The sequence below is a fragment of the Streptomyces sp. B93 genome (genome assembly GCF_018070565.1).
Taxonomy (GTDB): domain Bacteria; phylum Actinomycetota; class Actinomycetes; order Streptomycetales; family Streptomycetaceae; genus Streptomyces.
The window spans coordinates 98,938-118,190 of sequence record NZ_JAGPXL010000001.1 but is presented as its reverse complement, the minus strand read 5'-3'; the positions used below and the strand labels follow the sequence as shown (position 1 = coordinate 118,190).

The following is a 19,253-nucleotide window of genomic DNA, read 5'->3' as shown; positions in this document are numbered from 1 at the left end:
CCCCGCCCGCGGCGGCGGGCGGGGACCCGGTCCGTCACGGTGACGCCGGTGGGTACAGCGACCGCGGCAGCTGCGAGGCCGCCGCGTCGTCCAGCAGCCACAGGGTGCGCGCCCGCCCCCTCGCGCCCGCCGCCGGGGCCTGGATCTCCCCGGCGCCGGACAGCGCGATCGCCGCGGCCTGCGCCTTGTCCTCACCCGCGGCCAGCAGCCACACCTCACGGGCGGCACGGATCGCGGGCAGGGTCAGGCTGACCCGGGTCGGCGGCGGCTTGGGAGCGCCGTGCACCCCGACGACGGTGCGCTCGGTCTCCCGTACGGCGGGCAGCTCGGGGAAGAGCGAGGCGACATGGGTGTCCGGGCCGACGCCCAGCATCAGCACGTCGAAGGACGGCACCGGGCCGTGGTTCTCCGGTCCGGCCGCCGCCGCCAACTCCTCGGCGTAGGCGGCCGCCGCCGCGTCCACGTCACCGCCCCACGGGCCGTCCGACGCGGGCATGGCGTGCACACGCTTCGGGTCCAGCGGCACCGCGTCCAGCAGTGCCTCCCGGGCCTGGGTGACATTGCGGTCCGGGTCGCCCTCGGGCAGGAACCGCTCGTCGCCCCACCACAGGTCAAGACGGCCCCAGTCGATCGCGTCCCGGGCGGGCGCCGCCGACAGCGCGGCCAGCAGGCCGTTGCCGTTGCGACCGCCGGTCAGGACGACCGACGCGGAGCCGCGCGAGGCCTGGGCGTCGACGATCTTCGTGATCAGCCGGGCCGCCGCGGCCTGCGCCATCAGCTCCTTGTCGTGGTGCACGACCAGCTGCGGGGTGTTCACTTCGCCGCCGCCTTCTTCGCCGGGGCCTTCCTGGTGGCCTTCTTCGCGGACGCCTTCGGCGACGTCTCCTCCGGGGCGGGCACCGCGACCGGCTCACCGGCGGACCCGTCGGACCCGGTGGACGGGTTCAGCCGGTTCACCCCGTACCGCAGCGCCGACGCGTAGGTGTCGTCCGGGTCGAGCCGGCGCAGCTCCTCCGCGATCAGCTCGGCCGTGTCGCGGCGCTTGAGGGCCACCGCCCGCTCCGGCTGGTCCTGGATGGCGAGCGTGGCCAGGGTGCCGTCGGCCCGGTCCAGGACGATCGGGCCGCAGTCGGTCGTCATCCGCACCGCGGTGAGCCCGGGGCCGGCGGACACCGACCGCTGCACGGGCACGGCCAGCCGCTCCGCCAGCCACATCGCCAGCAGCTCGCAGCTCGGGTTGAACTCCTCGCCCTCGACCTCGACGCCCTGCACCTGGCAGGTGACCTGGTCCAGGGCCGCGGCCAGCATCGAACGCCAGGGCGTGATGCGGGTCCACGACAGGTCGGTGTCGCCGGGGGTGTAGGTCCCGGCGCGGGCGGTGAGGTCCTCGATCGGCTGCTCGGCGGCGTAGGTGTCGGTGACCCGGCGCTGGGCGAGGGCGCCGAGCGGGTCCTTCGCCGGGTCCAGCGGCGCGTTCACCGGCCACCAGACGACCACGGGGGCGTCCGGCAGCAGCAGCGGCAGCACCACCGACTGGGCGTGCTCGGCCACGTCGCCGTAGAGCCGCAGCACGACCGTCTCACCGGTGCCCGCCTCCGGACCGAGGCGGACCTCGGCGTCGAGGCGGGACTGGGTGCGGTCGCGGGGGGAGCGGGAGACCCGCTTGATGACGACCAGGGTGCGCGAGGGGTGCTCGTGCGAGGCGTCGCCCGCGGCCTTCAGGGCGTCGTAGGCGTTCTCCTCGTCGGTGACGATGACGAGGGTCAGGACCATGCCGACGGCCGGAGTGCCGATGGCGCGGCGGCCCTGCACCAGCGCCTTGTTTATCTTGCTGGAGGTGGTGTCGGTGAGGTCGATCTTCATGGCCTGCGCCAGCTCCGTCCGTCGCGCTGAAGCATGTCGTCCGCCTCGGTGGGCCCCCAGGTCCCGGCCGGGTACCGGGCGGGCTTGCCGTTGGAGTCCCAGTACTCCTCGATCGGGTCGAGGATCTTCCAGGACAGCTCGACCTCCTCGGTGCGCGGGAAGAGGTTGGCGTCGCCCAGCAGCACATCGAGGATGAGCCGCTCGTACGCCTCCGGGCTGGACTCCGTGAACGACTCGCCGTAGGCGAAGTCCATGGACACGTCCCGGATCTCCATCGAGGTGCCCGGCACCTTCGAGCCGAAGCGGACCGTGACGCCCTCGTCGGGCTGGACGCGGATCACGATCGCGTTCTTGCCCAGCTCCTCCGTCGCCGTGTGGTCGAAGGGGGAGTGCGGGGCGCGCTGGAAGACCACCGCGATCTCGGTGACCCGGCGGCCGAGCCGCTTGCCGGTGCGCAGGTAGAAGGGGACGCCCGCCCAGCGGCGGTTGTCGATGCCCAGCTTGATCGCCGCGTAGGTGTCGGTCTTCGACTTGGGGTCGATGCCCTCCTCGTCGAGGTAGCCGATGACCTTCGCGCCGCCCTGCCAGCCGGACGCGTACTGCGCCCGCACGGTGTCCCGGCCCAGGTCCTTGGGCAGCCGCACCGCGCCGAGCACCTTGGTCTTCTCCGCCGCGAGCGCGTCGGCGTCGAAGGAGGCGGGCTCCTCCATCGCGGTCAGCGCCATCAGCTGGAGCAGGTGGTTCTGGATGACGTCTCGGGCGGCGCCGATCCCGTCGTAGTAGCCCGCCCGGCCGCCGATGCCGATGTCCTCGGCCATGGTGATCTGCACGTGGTCGACGAACGACCGGTTCCAGATCGGCTCGAACATCGTGTTGGCGAACCGCAGCGCCAGGATGTTCTGGACGGTCTCCTTGCCCAGGTAGTGGTCGATGCGGAAGACCTGGTCGGGAGCGAAGACCTCGTGGACGACCTTGTTCAGCTCCTCGGCCGACCTCAGGTCGTGCCCGAACGGCTTCTCGATGACCGCGCGCCGCCACGAACCGTTCTTCTGGTCGGCCAGCTGGTGCTTCTTCAGCTGCTGGATGACCACCGGGAAGGAACTCGGCGGGACGGAGAGGTAGAAGGCGAAGTTGCCGCCCGTGCCCTGTGCCTTGTCGAGGTCCTCGATGGTGGCCCGCAGCCGCTCGAAGGCGTCGTCGTCGTCGAAGGTGCCCTGCACGAACCGCATGCCCTGGAGGAGCTGCTGCCAGACCTCCTCGCGGAACGGGGTGCGCGCGTGTTCCTTGACGGCGTCGTGCACGACCTGGGCGAAGTCCTCGTTCTCCCAGTCGCGGCGGGCGAAGCCCACCAGCGAGAAGCCCGGCGGCAGCAGACCCCGGTTGGCGAGGTCGTACACCGCGGGCATCAGCTTCTTCCGCGACAGATCGCCCGTGACGCCGAAGATCACCAGGCCCGACGGCCCCGCGATCCGCGGGAGCCGTCGGTCCGCCGGGTCACGAAGCGGGTTCGCTCCGGTGACATAGGGGGACAAGGTGTCAGCCCTCCGAGGGGGCGAGGCGCTTCAGCTCCGCCTCGGTGGACGTCAGCAGGTCGACCCAGGACGCCTCGAACTTCTCGACGCCCTCGTCCTCCAGCAGCTGCACCACGTCGTCGTACTTGATGCCGAGCGCCTCGACCGCGTCCAAGTCGGCGCGGGCCTGCTCGTACGTGCCGGCGATCGTGTTGCCGCTGATCTCGCCCTGCTCCTCGGTGGCCTGGAGGGTGGCCTCCGGCATGGTGTTCACCGTGTTCGGGGCGACCAGGTCGTCGACGTAGAGGGTCGGCTTGTACGCCGGGTCCTTCACGCCCGTCGACGCCCACAGCGGACGCTGCTTGTTGGCGCCCGCGTCCTCCAGCGCCGACCAGCGGCCGGTGGAGAACACCTCCTCGTACGCCTGGTAGGCGAGGCGCGCGTTGGCGACGGCGGCCTTGCCGCGCAGCGCCTTGGCCTCGTCGGTGCCGAGCGCGTCGAGCCGCTTGTCGATCTCGGTGTCCACGCGGGACACGAAGAAGGAGGCGACCGAGTGGATCTTGGAGAGGTCCAGGCCCTTCTCCTTGGCCTTCTCCAGACCGGCGAGGTAGGCGTCCATCACCTCGCGGTAGCGCTCCAGCGAGAAGATCAGGGTGACGTTGACGCTGATGCCGTTGCCGATCACCTCGGTGATCGCCGGGAGACCCGCCTTGGTGGCCGGGATCTTGATCAGCGTGTTCGGCCGGTCCACCAGCCAGGCCAGCTGCCTGGCCTCGGCGACGGTGGCGCGGGTGTGGTGCGCCAGGCGCGGGTCGACCTCGATGGAGACCCGGCCGTCCTGGCCGCCGGTGGCCTCGAACACCGGGTGCAGGATGTCGGCGGCGTCCCGGACGTCCGCCGTGGTGATCATGCGGACCGCCTCTTCGACGGTGACCCTGCGGGCCGCGAGGTCGGTGAGCTGCTGCTCGTAGCCGTCCCCGCTGCTGATCGCCTTCTGGAAGATCGTCGGATTGGTGGTGACGCCCACGACGTGCTGCTCGGCCAGCAGTTCGGCGAGGTTGCCGGACGTGATCCGCTTGCGCGAGAGGTCGTCCAGCCAGATCGCGACGCCTTCCTCGGAGAGGCGCTTCAGTGCGTCTGTCATGGAAATTGCATCTCCTACGTGTCGTATGTGAGCGTCAGCGCTGGGTGGCGGCCAGCGATTCCCGCGCCTGCGCGGCCACGTTCTCGGCGGTGAAGCCGAACTCGCGGAACAGGACCTTGCCGTCGGCGGAGGCCCCGAAGTGCTCCAGGGAGACGATGCGGCCGGCGTCCCCCACGTACTTGTGCCAGGTGAGCCCGATGCCCGCCTCGACGGCGACCCGTGCCCGCACGCTCGGGGGCAGGACGCTGTCCCGGTACCCCTGGTCCTGCTCCTCGAACCACTCCACGGACGGCATGGACACCACCCGGGTCGCGATGCCCGCGGCCTGGAGCTGCTCGCGTGCCTCGACCGCGACCTGAACCTCGGAACCGGTGCCGATCAGGATGACCTGCGGCTCGCCGCCCTCGGCCTCGAACAGGACGTAGCCGCCCTTCGCCGCGTCCTCGTTGGGCTCGTACGTCGGCACGCCCTGCCGGGTCAGCGCCAGACCGTGCGGCTGGCCCTTGCCGAACTCCTTCGTCCAGCGCCTCAGGATCTCGCGCCAGGCGACCGCGGTCTCGTTGGCGTCGGCCGGACGGACCACGTTCAGACCGGGGATCGCCCGCAGCGACGCCAGGTGCTCCACCGGCTGGTGGGTCGGGCCGTCCTCGCCGAGACCGATCGAGTCGTGCGTCCACACATACGTCACCGGCAGGTGCATCAGCGCCGACAGCCGCACCGCGTTGCGCATGTAGTCGGAGAACACCAGGAAGGTGCCGCCGTAGATGCGGGTGTTGCCGTGCAGCGCGATGCCGTTCATCTCCGCGGCCATGGCGTGCTCGCGGATGCCGAAGTGGACGGTGCGGCCGTACGGGTCGGCCTCCGGGAGCGGGTTGCCCGCCGGGAGGAACGACGACGTCTTGTCGATGGTGGTGTTGTTGGAGCCCGCGAGGTCGGCGGAGCCGCCCCACAGCTCCGGGATCACCGCGCCCAGCGCCTGGAGCACCTTGCCGGACGCGGCGCGGGTGGCGACGCCCTTGCCCGGCTCGAAGACCGGCAGCTTCTGCTCCCAGCCCTCGGGCAGCTCACCGCGGCTGATCCGGTCGAACTCGGCGGCGCGCTCCGGGTTGGCGTTGCGCCACTCCTGGAGCTGCTTCTCCCACTCGGCCTTGGCCTGGCGGCCCCGCTCCAGCGCCTGCCGGGTGTGGCCGATGACCTCCTCCGACACCTCGAAGGACCGCTCCGGGTCGAAGCCGAGGACCCGCTTGGTGGCCGCGACCTCCTCGTCGCCCAGCGCCGAGCCGTGCGCGGCCTCGGTGTTCTGCGCGTTCGGGGCGGGCCAGGCGATGATCGAGCGCATCGCGATGAACGACGGCCGGTCGGTCACCCGCTTGGCGGCCTCGATGGCGTCGTACAGGGCGTGCGGGTCGAGGTCGCCGTCCGGCTTCGGGGCGACCCGCTGGACGTGCCAGCCGTACGCCTCGTACCGCTTCACGGTGTCCTCGGAGACCGCGGTCTCCGTGTCGCCCTCGATCGAGATGTGGTTGTCGTCCCACAGCAGGACCAGGTTGCCCAGCTTCTGGTGGCCCGCGAGCGAGGACGCCTCGGCGGAGATGCCCTCCTGGAGGCAGCCGTCACCGGCGATGCAGAACACGTAGTGGTCGAAGGGCGAGGTGCCCTCGGCGGCCTCCGGGTCGAACAGACCGCGCTCGTAGCGGGCGGCCATCGCCATGCCCACCGCGTTGGCGACACCCTGGCCCAGCGGGCCGGTCGTGGTCTCCACGCCCTTGGTGTGGCCGTATTCGGGGTGGCCCGGGGTCTTGGAGCCCCAGGTGCGGAAGGCCTTCAGATCGTCCAGCTCAAGGCCGAAACCGGCCAGGTAGAGCTGGGTGTAGAGGGTCAGGGACGAGTGGCCGGCGGACAGCACGAAGCGGTCGCGGCCGACCCACTCCGGGTCGGCCGGGTCGTGCCGCATCACCTTCTGGAAGAGGGTGTAGGCGGCAGGCGCGAGGCTCATCGCCGTACCCGGATGGCCGTTGCCGACCTTCTGTACGGCATCGGCGGCCAGGACGCGTGCGGTGTCGACGGCCCGCTGGTCCAGCTCGGTCCACTCGAGGTCTGTGGTGGTCGGCTTGGTGCTCACCCTGGGTCAGGGCTCCTCTCCACATGTCGGATGCCGGTGTGTTCTGGCACACCGGCCGCAGTCGAGCCTACCCCCGGAGGGACGTGCGTCTTTTCGAGTCATTCCAGACTGCCGGGACTCTTTTCAATCCGCCTCCCGACCAGGTCCGACCACGGTCGACACATGAATACGGAGCCCCTCATCCGAGTGCTCAATCGAGCCGTGCCGCGCACCTCGGAACAGGGCCGCCGAGGGGGCCGCCAACACGAACCCACCCCCGCGAAGGCGGAGGTATGGGCAACGTCTACAGTGGCGTGGTACGCGCGAGCCTTTACCCCGGCTTAACCCGGGGAGGCTCGCTGGGATGTCTCTGTCAGGGGTGTGTGTGACGGCCGTTGAATCCCGTCCTGCGGGGGTATTCGGGACGAGCCAGAGCCCGACTCACCGGCCGTTCGGGGCCCGGGTCAAGGCGTTCGTGGCGCTGACCAAGCCGCGGATCATCGAACTGCTGCTGATCACCACCGTTCCGGTGATGTTCCTGGCCGAGCAGGGTGTGCCCGACCTCCGCCTGGTGCTCATCACCTGCTTCGCCGGGTACCTCTCCGCGGGCGGCGCCAACGCGCTGAACATGTACATCGACCGGGACATCGACGCCCTCATGGACCGCACCTCGCAGCGGCCCCTGGTCACCGGGATGGTCAGCCCGCGCGAGTGCCTCGCCTTCGGCATCACCCTGGGCGTCGTCTCCACCCTGCTCTTCGGCTTCGCCGTCAACTGGCTCTCCGCCTGGCTCGCCCTCGGCGCGCTCCTCTTCTACGTCGTCGTCTACACGATGATCCTCAAGCGCCGCACCTCCCAGAACATCGTCTGGGGCGGCATCGCGGGCTGTATGCCGGTGCTGATCGGCTGGTCGGCGGTGACCAACTCGATGTCGTACGCGCCGCTCATCCTGTTCCTCGTCATCTTCTTCTGGACGCCGCCGCACTACTGGCCGCTGTCCATGAAGGTGAAGGAGGACTACGCGCGCGTGGGCGTGCCGATGCTGCCGGTGATCGCCTCCAACAAGGTCGTCGCCCGGCAGATCGTCCTCTACAGCTGGGTGATGGTCGGCGCCTCGCTGCTGCTCACCCCGCTCGGCTACACCGGCTGGTTCTACACGCTGGTCGCGCTGGCCGCGGGCGGCTGGTGGCTGTGGGAGGCGCACGCCCTCCAGAACCGGGCCAAGGCCGAGGTGACGGGCGCGAAGCTCAAGGAGATGCGGCTGTTCCACTGGTCCATCACCTATGTGTCGCTGCTGTTCGTCGCGGTCGCGGTGGACCCCTTCCTCCGTTAGCACGTCCTGGTGGGCGGGGTGCGTGGTCAAGGCCACGCACCCCGCCCGTCGCCGTTTGATCTACCCGTCGGTAGCATCCTGACCATGGCAGACACGCAAGAGGTTGACGCGAAGGCCGGGGACAAGAGGGCCGAACGCAAGGCGGCCCGCCTCGCCCGGCAGATCGACGCCTTCGGCAAGGCGCACGGCGGAGCCGAGGGCCAGGTGGCGTACCTCGGCGAGCGCGGCGCGCGGATCGTCCTCGTCGGGGCGGACGGCGGCTGGGGCGACCTGGTGGCGCCCACCCACGCCATCGCCGAGGAGGCGGTGCGCAAGGCCGGGATCACCGTGCACGAGTCGTTCGACGGCGAGTTCGCGGCCAAGGTGAGGACGGGGCCGTACGAGTGGAGCCGGATGGCCGGGACCCAGATGGGCGGCCCCGCCAACGACTGACGGCCCGGCAACGCCCCGCGGACCGGCGACGACCGGCGGTCCGGCAACGACCGGCGCCGGACGCAACACCTGACACCGGGTTCACCCGTTAGGACTCCGAGAGCGCTACGGCTCTTGCGAGCGGTCCGACACGGGGAGAGCCCGGATGATCGAAACGCCGTCCCTCGTGGACCAGTACTGCCACGGCGTGCTCCGCGCCGAGCTGGGCCTCGGCACCTTCGAGGCCCAGCTGGCCCGCACCGAGGGGCCACCCGCGCCGGGCACCACCCTGTTCGACACCCAGACCGGGTTCGCGGTACGCCGCTGGTGCCCCCCGCTGCTCGGTCTGGAACCGCACTGCCCGCCCGCCCGCTACCTCGCCCGGCGCCGCGAACTCGGCGCCGTCGAAGCGGGCCGCCGCCTGCTGCGCGGCAGCGGCATCACCACCTACCTGGTAGACACCGGACTCCCCGGCGACCTCACCCCGCCGCCGGAACTGGCCGCCGCCTCCGCCGCCGAAGCCCATGAGATCGTCCGCCTCGAACTCCTCGCCGAGCAGGTCGCCGACACCTCCGGCACCGTCGAGGCCCTCCTCGCCAACCTCGCCGAGTCGGTGCACGGCGCCGCCGCGCACGCCGTCGCCTTCACCTCCGTCGCGGGCGTACGGCACGGCCTCGCCCTCGCGCCCGAACCGCCCGGCCCCGGTGAGGTACGCGGCGCGGCGGCCCGCTGGCTCGCCGGGCGCCGGGTCGGCGGCGAGCTGAGCGACCCCGTGCTGCTCCGGCACCTGCTGTGGATCGCCGTCGCCACCGGCAGACCGCTCCAGCTGCACGCCGGGCTCGGGGAGCCGGGCCTGCGCATCGACCGCACCGACCCCGTGCTGCTGACCGACTTCGTCCGGGCCACCGCCGGGCTCGGCACCGACCTGGTCCTGCTGCACGGCTACCCGTACCACCGGCACGCCGCCCACCTCGCCGGGGTCTTCCCGCACGTCTATGCGGACTCCGGCGCCGCCCTGGTGCGCACCGGCGCCCGCGCCGCCACCGTCCTCGCCGAGATCCTGGAGCTGGCCCCCTTCGGCAAGATCCTCTTCTCCAGCGGGGCGCAGGGCCTGCCGGAACTGCACGTGGTCGGCGCCCGGCTGTTCCGGGAGGCACTCGCGCGGGTGCTCGGCACCTGGGTCGCCGAGGGGGCGTGGTCGCTGACGGACGCACAGCGGGTGGCCGGGCTGATCGCCGCGGACAACGCCCGACGGGTGTACGGGCTGGGATGAGGCTGTACGCGCGCGGCGGCGGCCGGACAGACTGCACGCATGCCGACCGACGCGACTCTCGACCGCTTCCTCACCGGGCTCAGCGACCTCGCCCCCGTCGCCGTGTGGGCGCACGGCTCCCTCGCGGGGGGCGACTACCGGGAGGGCCACAGCGACCTCGACCTGATCGCCGTCCTCGACGACCCGGTCACCGCGCGCACCGTGTGGCGGGTGGCCCGGCTGCACGCCCGGCTGCGCGCCGAGCCGCTTGCCGAGAAGCTGCACTGCACCTATCTGACGCCGGGTACGGCGGCGGGCGCGGACCGGCGGCACCTCACCTGGGCGCACGGGCGGCTGTTCAAGCGGCCGGTCAGCCCCGTCACCCGCCGCGAGCTGCACACCTTCGGCCGCGTCCTGCACGGCGTCCGCCCCGCCGGGCTGCTGCCCCCGGTGCCGGACCACGAACTGCGTGCCTACCTCGTGCGCGACCAGCGGGACTACTGGCGGCCCGCCGTCGACCACGCCCCGCGCTGGCGGCAGGACGTCTGGGTCGACGTCGGCCTGACGACCTTCGCCCGCGCCAGCGTCACCCTGCGCGACGGCCGCCTGATCACCAAGCGGGAGTCCCTCGCGGAACTGCTCACCCTCGGTGCCCCCGCCGAGGTCGTCGAGGACATCCGGCTACGCCGCTACGACCGCCCCGACCCGCCCACCGAGGAGTGGACGGCGCGGCGCGGCGAGCTGGTGCGGGGTTACCTGGGGCCCGCGATCGACGCGCTGGTGGCGTCGTACGCCTGAGCGGCCGGGACCGGGACGCCGGTCACCGTGACTTCGGGGCGCTCGCGCAGTGACAGCAGCACCCGCAGCACCGCGATCCACACCAGGCAGGAGCCGAACATGTGCAGGCCGACCAGGATCTCGGGGAGGCTGGTGAAGTACTGCACGTACCCGATGACACCCTGCGCGAGCAGCACCAGGAACAGGTCACGTGTGCGGTGCAACGGGCCGCGCGGGGCGTCCACCGCCTTCAGGACGAACCACAGGGCGAAGGTGAGGGTGACCACCACCCAGGCCAGCACCGCGTGCAGCTTGGTCACCGCCTCCCACGGCACGTCCATGCGCGGGACCTCGCTGGAGTCGCCCGCGTGCGGGCCCGCGCCGGTCACCACCGTGCCGACGGCGATCAGCAGCGCCGAGACGCCGACCAGCACCCACACCAGCTGCTGGACGGACTTGCCGACCAGTGGCCGGGGCGCCGCGTCGCCCTCCCGGGTGCGCTGCCACATCACGGCGGCGACCGCGATCAGGGCGGAGGAGAGCAGGAAGTGCGCGGCGACCGTGTACGGGTTGAGGCCGACGAGGACGACGATGCCGCCGAGGACGGCGTTGCCCATCACCAGCCAGAACTGTGCCCAGCCGAGCCGGGTGAGGCCGCGGCGGAACGGCTTCTGGGAGCGGGCGGCGATGATCGCCCAGCCGACGGCGGCACACAGTACGTAGGTCAGCAGGCGGTTGCCGAACTCGATGACGCCGTGCACCCCCATCTCGCTGGTGTTGGTCAGCGAGTCCTCGGTGCACTTGGGCCAGGTCGGGCAGCCCAGGCCGGAGCCGGTGAGCCGGACGGCGCCGCCGGTGACCACGATGACCACCGACATGACGAGCGCGGCGAGCGCCGCCCGCCGCACCGTCCGGGGGTCCGGGGTCCAGCGTGCGGCGATGAAGGCGAGCGGGTTGCGCAGGATCGCTCGGGCGTCCGCGCGGGTCACGTTTGGCACGCCCACCATCGTAGGCCGGGGCTTGTGCACGCTTTCACGAGGGTCCACGGGTGCCTCACTCCCAGCGGAAGAACCGCCCGGCCGCGGCCAGTCCGGCCACCGCCCAGGCCGCGAGGACGCCCAGGTCGCCCCACGGCATCCCGGCGCCGTGCTGGAGGACGTCCCGCAGGCCGTCGGAGAGCGCCGCGATCGGCAGCAGCCCCAGCACGTCCTGCGCGCCCTCCGGGAACTTGTCCAGTGGCACGATGACGCCGCCGCCGACGAGCAGCAGCAGGAAGACCAGGTTGGCCGCGGCGAGCGTCGCCTCGGCCTTCAGCGTGCCCGCCATGAGCAGTCCGAGCCCGGAGAACGCGGCGGTGCCGAGGACGAGCAGCAGCAGTACGGCGACCGGGTTGCCCTGCGGCGACCAGCCCAGCGCCAGCGCGATCACGGTCACCAGGAGGACCTGGAGGACCTCGGTGACCAGCACGGACACCGTCTTGGCGGTCATCAGGCCCCAGCGGGGCAGCGGGGAGGAGGCGAGCAGCTTCAGCACGCCGTAGCGGCGTTCGAAGCCGGTGGCGATGGCCTGGCCGGTGAACGCCGTGGACATCACGGCGAGCGCGAGGATGCCGGGGGCGAGGAAGTCGACGGCCTCGCCCTCGCCGGTGTCGACGATGTCGACGGTGGAGAACAGCACCAGCAGCAGGGTCGGGATGACCACCGTCAGCAGCAGCTGCTCGCCGTTGCGCAGCAGCATCCGCGTCTCCAGCGCGGCCTGCGCGCCGATCATGCGGGGCAGCGGAGCGGCGCCGGGCCGGGGCGCGTAGGTCCCGGTGGGGGCGGTCGGGGTGGTCATGCGCGCAGCTCCTTGCCGGTCAGCTCCAGGAAGACGTCTTCCAGCGTGTGCCGTTCCACCGAGATGCGGTCCGGCATCACGCCGTGCTGGGCGCACCAGGAGGTGACCGTCGCCAGGAGCTGCGGGTCGACCTTGCCGGTGACCCGGTAGGCGCCCGGCGTCAGCTCGGCGGCGGTGCTGTCCGAGGGGAGCGCCTTGAGCAGGGAGCCGACGTCGAGGCCGGGGCGGCCGGTGAAGCGGAGGGTGTTCTCGGCGCCGCCGCGGCACAGCTGCTCGGGGGAGCCCTGGGCGATGACCCGGCCCGCGTCGATGATGGCGACGTCGTCGGCGAGCTGCTCGGCCTCGTCCATGTGGTGGGTGGTGAGGATCGCGGAGACCCCGTCGGCGCGCAGGTCGCGGACGAGGTCCCAGGTCGCGCGGCGGGCCTGCGGGTCGAGTCCGGCGGTCGGCTCGTCGAGGAACACCAGCTCGGGGCGGCCCACCACGGCCATCGCCAGCGCGAGCCGCTGCTGCTGGCCGCCGGAGAGGCGCCGGTAGGGGGTGCGGCCGCAGGAGCCGAGGCCGAGCCGTTCGATGAGCGAGGGCACGTCCAGGGGGTCGGCGTGCAGCCTGGCGACGTGGCGCAGCATCTCCTCGGCGCGGGCGCCGGAGTAGACGCCGCCGGACTGGAGCATGACGCCGATCCGGGGCCGCAGCTCGGCGGACTGGCGGAAGGGGTCGAGGCCGAGGACGCGTACGGTCCCGGAGCGCGGCCTGCGGTAGCCCTCGCAGGTCTCCACGGTGGTGGTCTTGCCCGCGCCGTTGGGTCCGAGGACGGCGGTGATCCCGGCGCCGGCCACCAGGTCGAGGCCGTCCACGGCGGTCTTGTCGCCGTACCGCTGCACCAGGGCCTGGACCTGGACCACGGGCTCGTATCGCATGGACCCTGAGTCTAGGTAGGCGCCGGGGGCGTCCGGTGGGCGGGTTCGGGAAGTCGCCGGACCCGCGGGAGGCTCCGGCGCGCGGGGGCGCGGCCGGGGCGGCGGCGAGGCTGTCGCGGGGACAAGTGGGCCGGTCGGAGGGGGTGCGGGCGTGGGGTGGGAGCCTTCCGGACGGGGGCGGAGAGGTCACCGGTTTGATCGATCAAAGATCGTTTCCGCAGGTCAGATTAGGTATGCCTAAGTGACGCAGCGCACCACCGGGTGATCGGGACGCGGCTTGCCGGGGCTCGAGGAATTACGCAACAATGGCGTTGTGAAAAAGGTCGGCGAGGCTCGCGAGACCCCTCACGGGGCAGCTCAGGAGGAGTTCGCGACCGGGGAGCGTTCCACGCGCAACCGGGTCGCGCGGTCCATCCTGGACCACGGGCCCTCGACCGTCGCCGAACTCGCCGGACGACTCGGCCTCACCCAGGCGGCCGTACGGCGGCACCTGGACGCCCTGGGCACCGACGGCGTGGTGGAGGCCCGTGAGCGACGCGTCTACGGCGCGCGCACGCGCGGGCGGCCCGCCAAGGTCTTCGCCCTGACGGACTGCGGCCGGGACGCCTTCGACCAGTCCTACGACAAGCTCGCCGCGGACGCCCTCGGCTGGATCGCCGAGCGTGAGGGCGGCAGCGAGGCGGTCGCCGCCTTCGCGCGGGCGCGGGTCGCCGCCCAGGCGGGCGCGTACCGCCGGGCCGTCGAGTCGGCCGCCCCGGACAAACGCACCGAGGCGCTGGCCAAGGCCCTGAGCATGGACGGGTACGCTGCTACGGCGCGCAGCGCACCGGTCGGCGAACAGCTGTGCCAGCACCACTGCCCGGTCGCCCACGTGGCTGAGAAGTTCCCGCAGCTGTGCGAGGCGGAGACCGAGATCTTCGCCGAACTGCTCGGGACCCACGTCCAGCGGCTGGCGACCATCGCCCACGGCGACGGCGTCTGCACGACGTTCATCCCCAAGATTTCCCCTACTGATACCGACGCATCTGCAAGCACGGCCGGGAGGAACCCCGCATGACTCTCCCCACGGAGACTGCCCACCCTGAGCTGGAAGGGCTGGGCAAGTACGAATACGGCTGGGCCGACTCCGACGAGGCCGGTGCGGCAGCCAAGCGCGGTCTGAGCGAGGCGGTCGTCCGCGACATCTCGGGCAAGAAGTCCGAGCCGGAGTGGATGACCAAGCTGCGCCTGAAGGGCCTGAAGCTCTTCGAGAAGAAGCCCATGCCGAACTGGGGCTCCGACCTCTCCGGCATCGACTTCGACAACATCAAGTACTTCGTGCGCTCCACGGAGAAGCAGGCGGAGTCCTGGGAGGACCTTCCCGAGGACATCAAGAACACCTACGACAAGCTCGGCATCCCGGAGGCGGAGAAGCAGCGCCTGGTCGCCGGTGTCGCCGCGCAGTACGAGTCGGAGGTCGTCTACCACCAGATCCGCGAGGACCTGGAGGAGCAGGGCGTCATCTTCCTCGACACCGACACCGCGCTGAAGGAGCACCCGGAACTCTTCAAGGAGTACTTCGGGACCGTCATCCCGGCCGGTGACAACAAGTTCGCGGCCCTGAACACCGCCGTGTGGTCGGGCGGCTCCTTCATCTACGTGCCGCCGGGCGTCCACGTGGAGATCCCGCTCCAGGCCTACTTCCGGATCAACACCGAGAACATGGGCCAGTTCGAGCGGACCCTGATCATCGTCGACGAGGGTGCCTACGTGCACTACGTCGAGGGCTGCACCGCTCCGATCTACAAGTCGGACTCGCTGCACTCCGCGGTCGTCGAGATCATCGTCAAGAAGAACGCCCGCTGCCGCTACACGACCATCCAGAACTGGTCGAACAACGTCTACAACCTGGTCACCAAGCGCGCCGTGGCCTACGAGGGCGCGACCATGGAGTGGATCGACGGCAACATCGGCTCCAAGGTGACGATGAAGTACCCGGCCGTCTACCTGATGGGCGAGCACGCCAAGGGCGAGACCCTGTCCATCGCCTTCGCGGGCGAGGGCCAGCACCAGGACGCGGGCGCCAAGATGGTCCACATGGCCCCGAACACCTCGTCGAACATCGTCTCCAAGTCGGTGGCGCGCGGTGGCGGACGTACCTCCTACCGCGGTCTGATCGAGATCGGTGAGGGCGCCCCCGGCGCCAAGTCGAACGTGCTCTGCGACGCGCTGCTCGTCGACACCATCTCCCGGTCCGACACCTACCCCTACGTCGACGTCCGCGAGGACGACGTGTCCATGGGCCACGAGGCGACCGTCTCCAAGGTCTCCGAGGACCAGCTCTTCTACCTGATGAGCCGTGGTCTGAGCGAGGACGAGGCGATGGCGATGATCGTGCGCGGCTTCGTCGAGCCGATCGCCAAGGAACTGCCCATGGAGTACGCGCTCGAACTCAACCGGCTGATCGAGCTTCAGATGGAGGGCGCGGTCGGTTAACGACCGACCGACCGGGGCGGCGCCGCAGGGGGCCGCCCCCGCCGTCCCATCACGCCCCTTACGTAACGGAAAGCGAGCACTACGACAGCCATGGCTGAGGCTCAGAACATCCCGGTCGGTTCGACGACCGCCGGTGCCATCGCGGTCGCCGCCGAGGCGGACTCGACCGTCGCCACGCGCATGAGCGCGCCCCCGTCCTTCGACGTCGCGGACTTCCCCGTGCCGCACGGCCGCGAGGAGGAGTGGCGCTTCACCCCGCTGGAGCGGCTGCGTGGTCTGCACGACGGCACCGCCGTCGCCACCGGCGAGGGCGTCAAGGTCGCCGTCGACGCCCCCGAGGGCGTCACCGTCGAGGCCGTCGGCCGTGACGACGCGAGGCTCGGCAAGGCGGGCACCCCGGTGGACCGCGTCGCCGCGCAGGCCTACTCCGCCTTCGGGCAGGCCTCGGTCGTGACCGTCCCCAAGGAGACCGTGCTCACCGAGCCGATCCGCATCGCGGTGCACGGCGAGGGCGGCACCGCCTACGGCCACCAGGTCATCGAGCTGGGTGCGTTCGCCGAGGCCGTCGTCGTCATCGACCACACCGGCGACGCCGTGCTCGCGGCCAACGTCGACTACCTCCTGGGCGACGGCGCCAAGCTGACCGTCGTCTCCGTGCAGGACTGGGACGACAAGGCCGTCCACGTGGCCCAGCACAACGCCCTCGTCGGCCGCGACGCCTCCTTCAAGTCGGTCGTCGTCACCTTCGGCGGCGACGTCGTACGGCTGCACCCGCGCGTGACCTACGCCGGTCCCGGCGGCGAGGCCGAACTGCTCGGCCTGTACTTCACCGACCAGGGCCAGCACCAGGAGCACCGTCTCCTGGTCGACCACAACGTGCCGCACTGCAAGTCCAACGTCGTCTACAAGGGCGCCCTCCAGGGCGACCAGGCGCACGCGGTGTGGATCGGTGACGTGCTCATCGAGGCCAAGGCCGAGGGCACCGACACCTACGAGATGAACCGCAACCTCGTCCTCACGGACGGCGCGCGCGTCGACTCGGTCCCCAACCTGGAGATCGAGACCGGTGAGATCGTCGGCGCCGGGCACGCCAGCGCCACCGGCCGCTTCGACGACGAGCAGCTGTTCTACCTGATGGCCCGCGGTATCCCGGAGTACGAGGCCCGCCGCCTGGTGGTCCGCGGCTTCTTCGCCGAGCTGGTCCAGCAGATCGGCGTCGCGGACATCGAGCAGCGGCTCCTCGAGAAGATCGACGAGGAGCTGGAGGCGTCCGTCGCATGACGTTCGTACGCGCCTGTGGGCTGAGCGAGCTGGAGGAGGACACCCCCAAGCGGGTGGAACTCGACGGCACGCCGGTCTCGGTCGTCCGCACCGAGGGTGAGGTGTTCGCGATCCACGACATCTGCTCCCACGCGAACGTCTCCCTCTCCGAGGGCGAGGTGGAGGACTGCCAGATCGAGTGCTGGCTGCACGGCTCCAGCTTCGACCTCCGTACCGGCAAGCCGTCCGGCCTCCCCGCGACGCGCCCCGTCCCCGTATACCCCGTAAAGATCGAAGGGGACGACGTGCTCGTCTCCCTTTCCCAGGAGTCCTGAGGCACCCATGGCAACGCTTGAAATCCGAGACCTGCACGTCACCGTCGAGGCCGACAACGCCACGAAGGAGATCCTCAAGGGCGTCGACCTCACCGTGAAGCAGGGCGAGACGCACGCCATCATGGGCCCCAACGGCTCGGGCAAGTCGACCCTCGCCTACTCGCTGGCGGGTCACCCGAAGTACACCATCACCGGCGGCACCGTCACCCTCGACGGCGAGGACGTCATCGAGATGTCCGTCGACGAGCGCGCCCGCGCGGGCCTGTTCCTGGCGATGCAGTACCCCGTCGAGGTCCCCGGCGTCTCGGTCTCCAACTTCCTGCGCACCTCCGCCACCGCCATCCGCGGCGAGGCCCCCAAGCTGCGCACCTGGGTGAAGGAGGTCAAGGAGGCCATGCAGCGCCTCAACATGGACCCCGCCTTCGCCGAGCGCAACGTCAACGAGGGCTTCTCCGGCGGTGAGAAGAAGCGCCACGAGATCCTCCAGCTGGAGCTGCTCAAGCCGCGGATCGCGATCCTCGACGAGACCGACTCGGGCCTGGACGTCGACGCCCTGCGCGTCGTCTCCGAGGGCGTCAACCGCGTCCGCGAGACCGGTGAGGTCGGCACCCTGCTGATCACGCACTACACGCGCATCCTGCGCTACATCAAGCCCGACCACGTGCACGTCTTCGCCGGTGGCCGGATCGTCGAGTCGGGCGGCCCCGAGCTGGCCGACAAGCTGGAGGCCGAGGGCTACGAGGCCTACACGAAGGGTGGCGTATCAGCGTGACACAGTTGCCGGGCCTCCTCGACACCGAGGCGATCCGCAAGGACTTCCCGATCCTGGACCGCCAGGTCCACGACGGCCGGAAGCTCGTGTACCTGGACAACGCGGCGACCTCGCAGAAGCCGCGCCAGGTGCTGGACGCACTCGCCGAGTACTACGAGCGCTACAACGCCAACGTCCACCGCGGTGTGCATGTGCTCGCCGAGGAGGCCACGGCGCTGTACGAGGGCGCGCGCGACAAGGTCGCCGCGTTCGTCAACGCGCCCAGCCGCGACGAGGTCATCTTCACCAAGAACGCCTCGGAGTCGCTGAACCTCGTGGCCAACATGCTCGGCTGGGCCGACGAGCCCTACCGGGTGGACCACGAGACCGAGATCGTCATCACGGAGATGGAGCACCACTCCAACATCGTGCCGTGGCAGCTGCTCGCGCAGCGCACCGGCGCGAAGCTGAAGTGGTTCGGCCTGACCGACGACGGCCGCCTGGACCTCTCCAACATCGACGAGGTCATCACCGAGAAGACGAAGATCGTCTCCTTCGTGCTGGTCTCCAACATCCTCGGCACCCAGAACCCGGTCGAGGCGATCGTCCGCCGGGCGCAGGAGGTCGGCGCACTGGTCTGCGTCGACGCCTCGCAGGCGGCGCCGCACATGCCGCTGGACGTGCAGAGCCTCCAGGCCGACTTCGTGGCCTTCACCGGCCACAAGATGTGCGGCCCGACCGGCATCGGCGTCCTGTGGGGCCGCCAGGAACTGCTGGAGGACCTGCCTCCGTTCCTGGGCGGCGGTGAGATGATCGAGACGGTGTCGATGCACTCCTCGACCTACGCCCCGGCGCCCCACAAGTTCGAGGCGGGCACCCCGCCGATCGCGCAGGCGGTCGGTCTGGGCGCGGCGATCGACTATCTGGGCTCGATCGGCATGGACAAGATCCTCGCCCATGAGCACGCCCTCACCGAGTACGCGGTGAAGCGGCTGCTGGAGGTCCCCGACCTGCGCATCATCGGCCCGACCACGGCTGAGGAGCGCGGCGCCGCGATCTCCTTCACGCTCGGTGACATTCACCCGCACGACGTGGGCCAGGTCCTCGACGAGCAGGGCATCGCGGTCCGCGTCGGCCACCACTGCGCCCGCCCCGTCTGCCTCCGCTACGGAATTCCTGCGACCACGCGAGCGTCGTTCTATCTGTACTCCACGCCGGCCGAGGTCGATGCCTTGGTCGACGGACTGGAGCACGTACGGAACTTCTTCGGCTGAAGGGCGTGCT

At 70.9% G+C, this 19,253-nt stretch carries 18 protein-coding genes; 10 read left to right on the top strand and 8 right to left on the bottom strand.

Annotation, left to right across the window (positions count from 1 at the left end; translation table 11 throughout):
* Window positions 1–34: 34 nt before the first annotated feature.
* Genes pgl through tkt form a run of 5 tightly spaced genes read right to left on the bottom strand, consistent with a single transcriptional unit; the run spans window position 35 to window position 6,640 of the window.
* Window positions 35–817, bottom strand: coding sequence for a 6-phosphogluconolactonase (gene pgl, locus KBY47_RS00570; protein WP_210918817.1), 783 nt, complete (start codon window positions 815–817; stop codon window positions 35–37).
* Entirely contained in the window at window positions 814–1,863 is a 1,050-nt protein-coding gene (gene opcA / locus KBY47_RS00565; protein WP_210918816.1) for a glucose-6-phosphate dehydrogenase assembly protein OpcA, read from the bottom strand. The genes pgl and opcA overlap by 4 nt, the downstream gene beginning before the upstream one ends.
* On the bottom strand, window positions 1,860–3,395 hold the full coding sequence (zwf, locus tag KBY47_RS00560) for a glucose-6-phosphate dehydrogenase (RefSeq protein WP_210918815.1): 1,536 nt from the start codon (window positions 3,393–3,395) through the stop codon (window positions 1,860–1,862). Before zwf ends, opcA begins: the two co-directional genes overlap by 4 nt.
* Before the next feature lie 4 nt (window positions 3,396–3,399).
* The gene (tal, locus tag KBY47_RS00555; protein WP_210918814.1) at window positions 3,400–4,518 is read right to left on the bottom strand and encodes a transaldolase; all 1,119 of its coding nucleotides are present in this window, start codon (window positions 4,516–4,518) and stop codon (window positions 3,400–3,402) included.
* 34 nt (window positions 4,519–4,552) lie between these two features.
* Window positions 4,553–6,640 carry a transketolase gene (tkt, locus tag KBY47_RS00550; RefSeq protein WP_210918813.1) on the bottom strand — a complete coding sequence of 696 codons (2,088 nt, stop codon included), beginning with the start codon at window positions 6,638–6,640 and terminating at the stop codon, window positions 4,553–4,555.
* Window positions 6,641–6,983: 343 nt separating this feature from the next.
* Between tkt and KBY47_RS00545 the strand changes: the two genes are divergently transcribed.
* From KBY47_RS00545 to KBY47_RS00530, 4 genes are all read left to right on the top strand, one after another.
* On the top strand, window positions 6,984–7,952 hold the full coding sequence (locus KBY47_RS00545) for a heme o synthase (RefSeq protein WP_247694007.1): 969 nt from the start codon (window positions 6,984–6,986) through the stop codon (window positions 7,950–7,952).
* Between the two features lie 84 nt (window positions 7,953–8,036).
* A complete protein-coding gene (locus KBY47_RS00540; RefSeq protein ID WP_210918812.1) occupies window positions 8,037–8,384 on the top strand; it encodes a hypothetical protein in 348 nt (115 codons plus the stop codon).
* 145 nt (window positions 8,385–8,529) lie between these two features.
* Window positions 8,530–9,636, top strand: a complete 1,107-nt coding sequence (locus tag KBY47_RS00535) for an amidohydrolase family protein (RefSeq protein ID WP_210918811.1) — start codon at window positions 8,530–8,532, stop codon at window positions 9,634–9,636.
* A gap of 39 nt (window positions 9,637–9,675) precedes the next feature.
* Window positions 9,676–10,413, top strand: coding sequence for a nucleotidyltransferase domain-containing protein (locus KBY47_RS00530; protein WP_210918810.1), 738 nt, complete (start codon window positions 9,676–9,678; stop codon window positions 10,411–10,413).
* Here the strand turns inward: KBY47_RS00530 and KBY47_RS00525 are convergent.
* Genes KBY47_RS00525 through KBY47_RS00515 form a run of 3 tightly spaced genes read right to left on the bottom strand, consistent with a single transcriptional unit; the run spans window position 10,368 to window position 13,148 of the window.
* On the bottom strand, window positions 10,368–11,399 hold the full coding sequence (locus KBY47_RS00525; protein WP_210918809.1) for a heme A synthase: 1,032 nt from the start codon (window positions 11,397–11,399) through the stop codon (window positions 10,368–10,370). The genes KBY47_RS00530 and KBY47_RS00525 overlap by 46 nt on opposite strands.
* Before the next feature lie 46 nt (window positions 11,400–11,445).
* Window positions 11,446–12,228, bottom strand: a complete 783-nt coding sequence (locus KBY47_RS00520) for an ABC transporter permease (protein WP_210918808.1) — start codon at window positions 12,226–12,228, stop codon at window positions 11,446–11,448.
* Window positions 12,225–13,148 (bottom strand): ABC transporter ATP-binding protein, encoded by a 924-nt coding sequence (locus tag KBY47_RS00515; protein ID WP_210918807.1) that lies wholly within the window; start codon window positions 13,146–13,148, stop codon window positions 12,225–12,227. Before KBY47_RS00515 ends, KBY47_RS00520 begins: the two co-directional genes overlap by 4 nt.
* A gap of 313 nt (window positions 13,149–13,461) precedes the next feature.
* On the opposite strand from KBY47_RS00515, the gene KBY47_RS00510 reads away from it, so the two are divergent.
* From KBY47_RS00510 to KBY47_RS00485, 6 genes are all read left to right on the top strand, one after another.
* Window positions 13,462–14,205 carry a metalloregulator ArsR/SmtB family transcription factor gene (locus KBY47_RS00510; RefSeq protein ID WP_210918806.1) on the top strand — a complete coding sequence of 248 codons (744 nt, stop codon included), beginning with the start codon at window positions 13,462–13,464 and terminating at the stop codon, window positions 14,203–14,205.
* Complete coding sequence (gene sufB / locus KBY47_RS00505) at window positions 14,202–15,623, top strand: Fe-S cluster assembly protein SufB (RefSeq protein WP_210918805.1); 1,422 nt, start codon at window positions 14,202–14,204, stop codon at window positions 15,621–15,623. Before KBY47_RS00510 ends, sufB begins: the two co-directional genes overlap by 4 nt.
* Before the next feature lie 90 nt (window positions 15,624–15,713).
* Entirely contained in the window at window positions 15,714–16,904 is a 1,191-nt protein-coding gene (gene sufD / locus KBY47_RS00500) for a Fe-S cluster assembly protein SufD (protein ID WP_210918804.1), read from the top strand.
* Complete coding sequence (locus tag KBY47_RS00495; RefSeq protein ID WP_210918803.1) at window positions 16,901–17,218, top strand: non-heme iron oxygenase ferredoxin subunit; 318 nt, start codon at window positions 16,901–16,903, stop codon at window positions 17,216–17,218. Before sufD ends, KBY47_RS00495 begins: the two co-directional genes overlap by 4 nt.
* Before the next feature lie 7 nt (window positions 17,219–17,225).
* Entirely contained in the window at window positions 17,226–17,990 is a 765-nt protein-coding gene (gene sufC, locus KBY47_RS00490; RefSeq protein ID WP_210918802.1) for a Fe-S cluster assembly ATPase SufC, read from the top strand.
* Window positions 17,987–19,243: a cysteine desulfurase gene (locus KBY47_RS00485; RefSeq protein WP_210918801.1), complete on the top strand. Its 1,257-nt coding sequence runs from the start codon at window positions 17,987–17,989 to the stop codon at window positions 19,241–19,243. Before sufC ends, KBY47_RS00485 begins: the two co-directional genes overlap by 4 nt.
* Window positions 19,244–19,253: the final 10 nt, after the last annotated feature.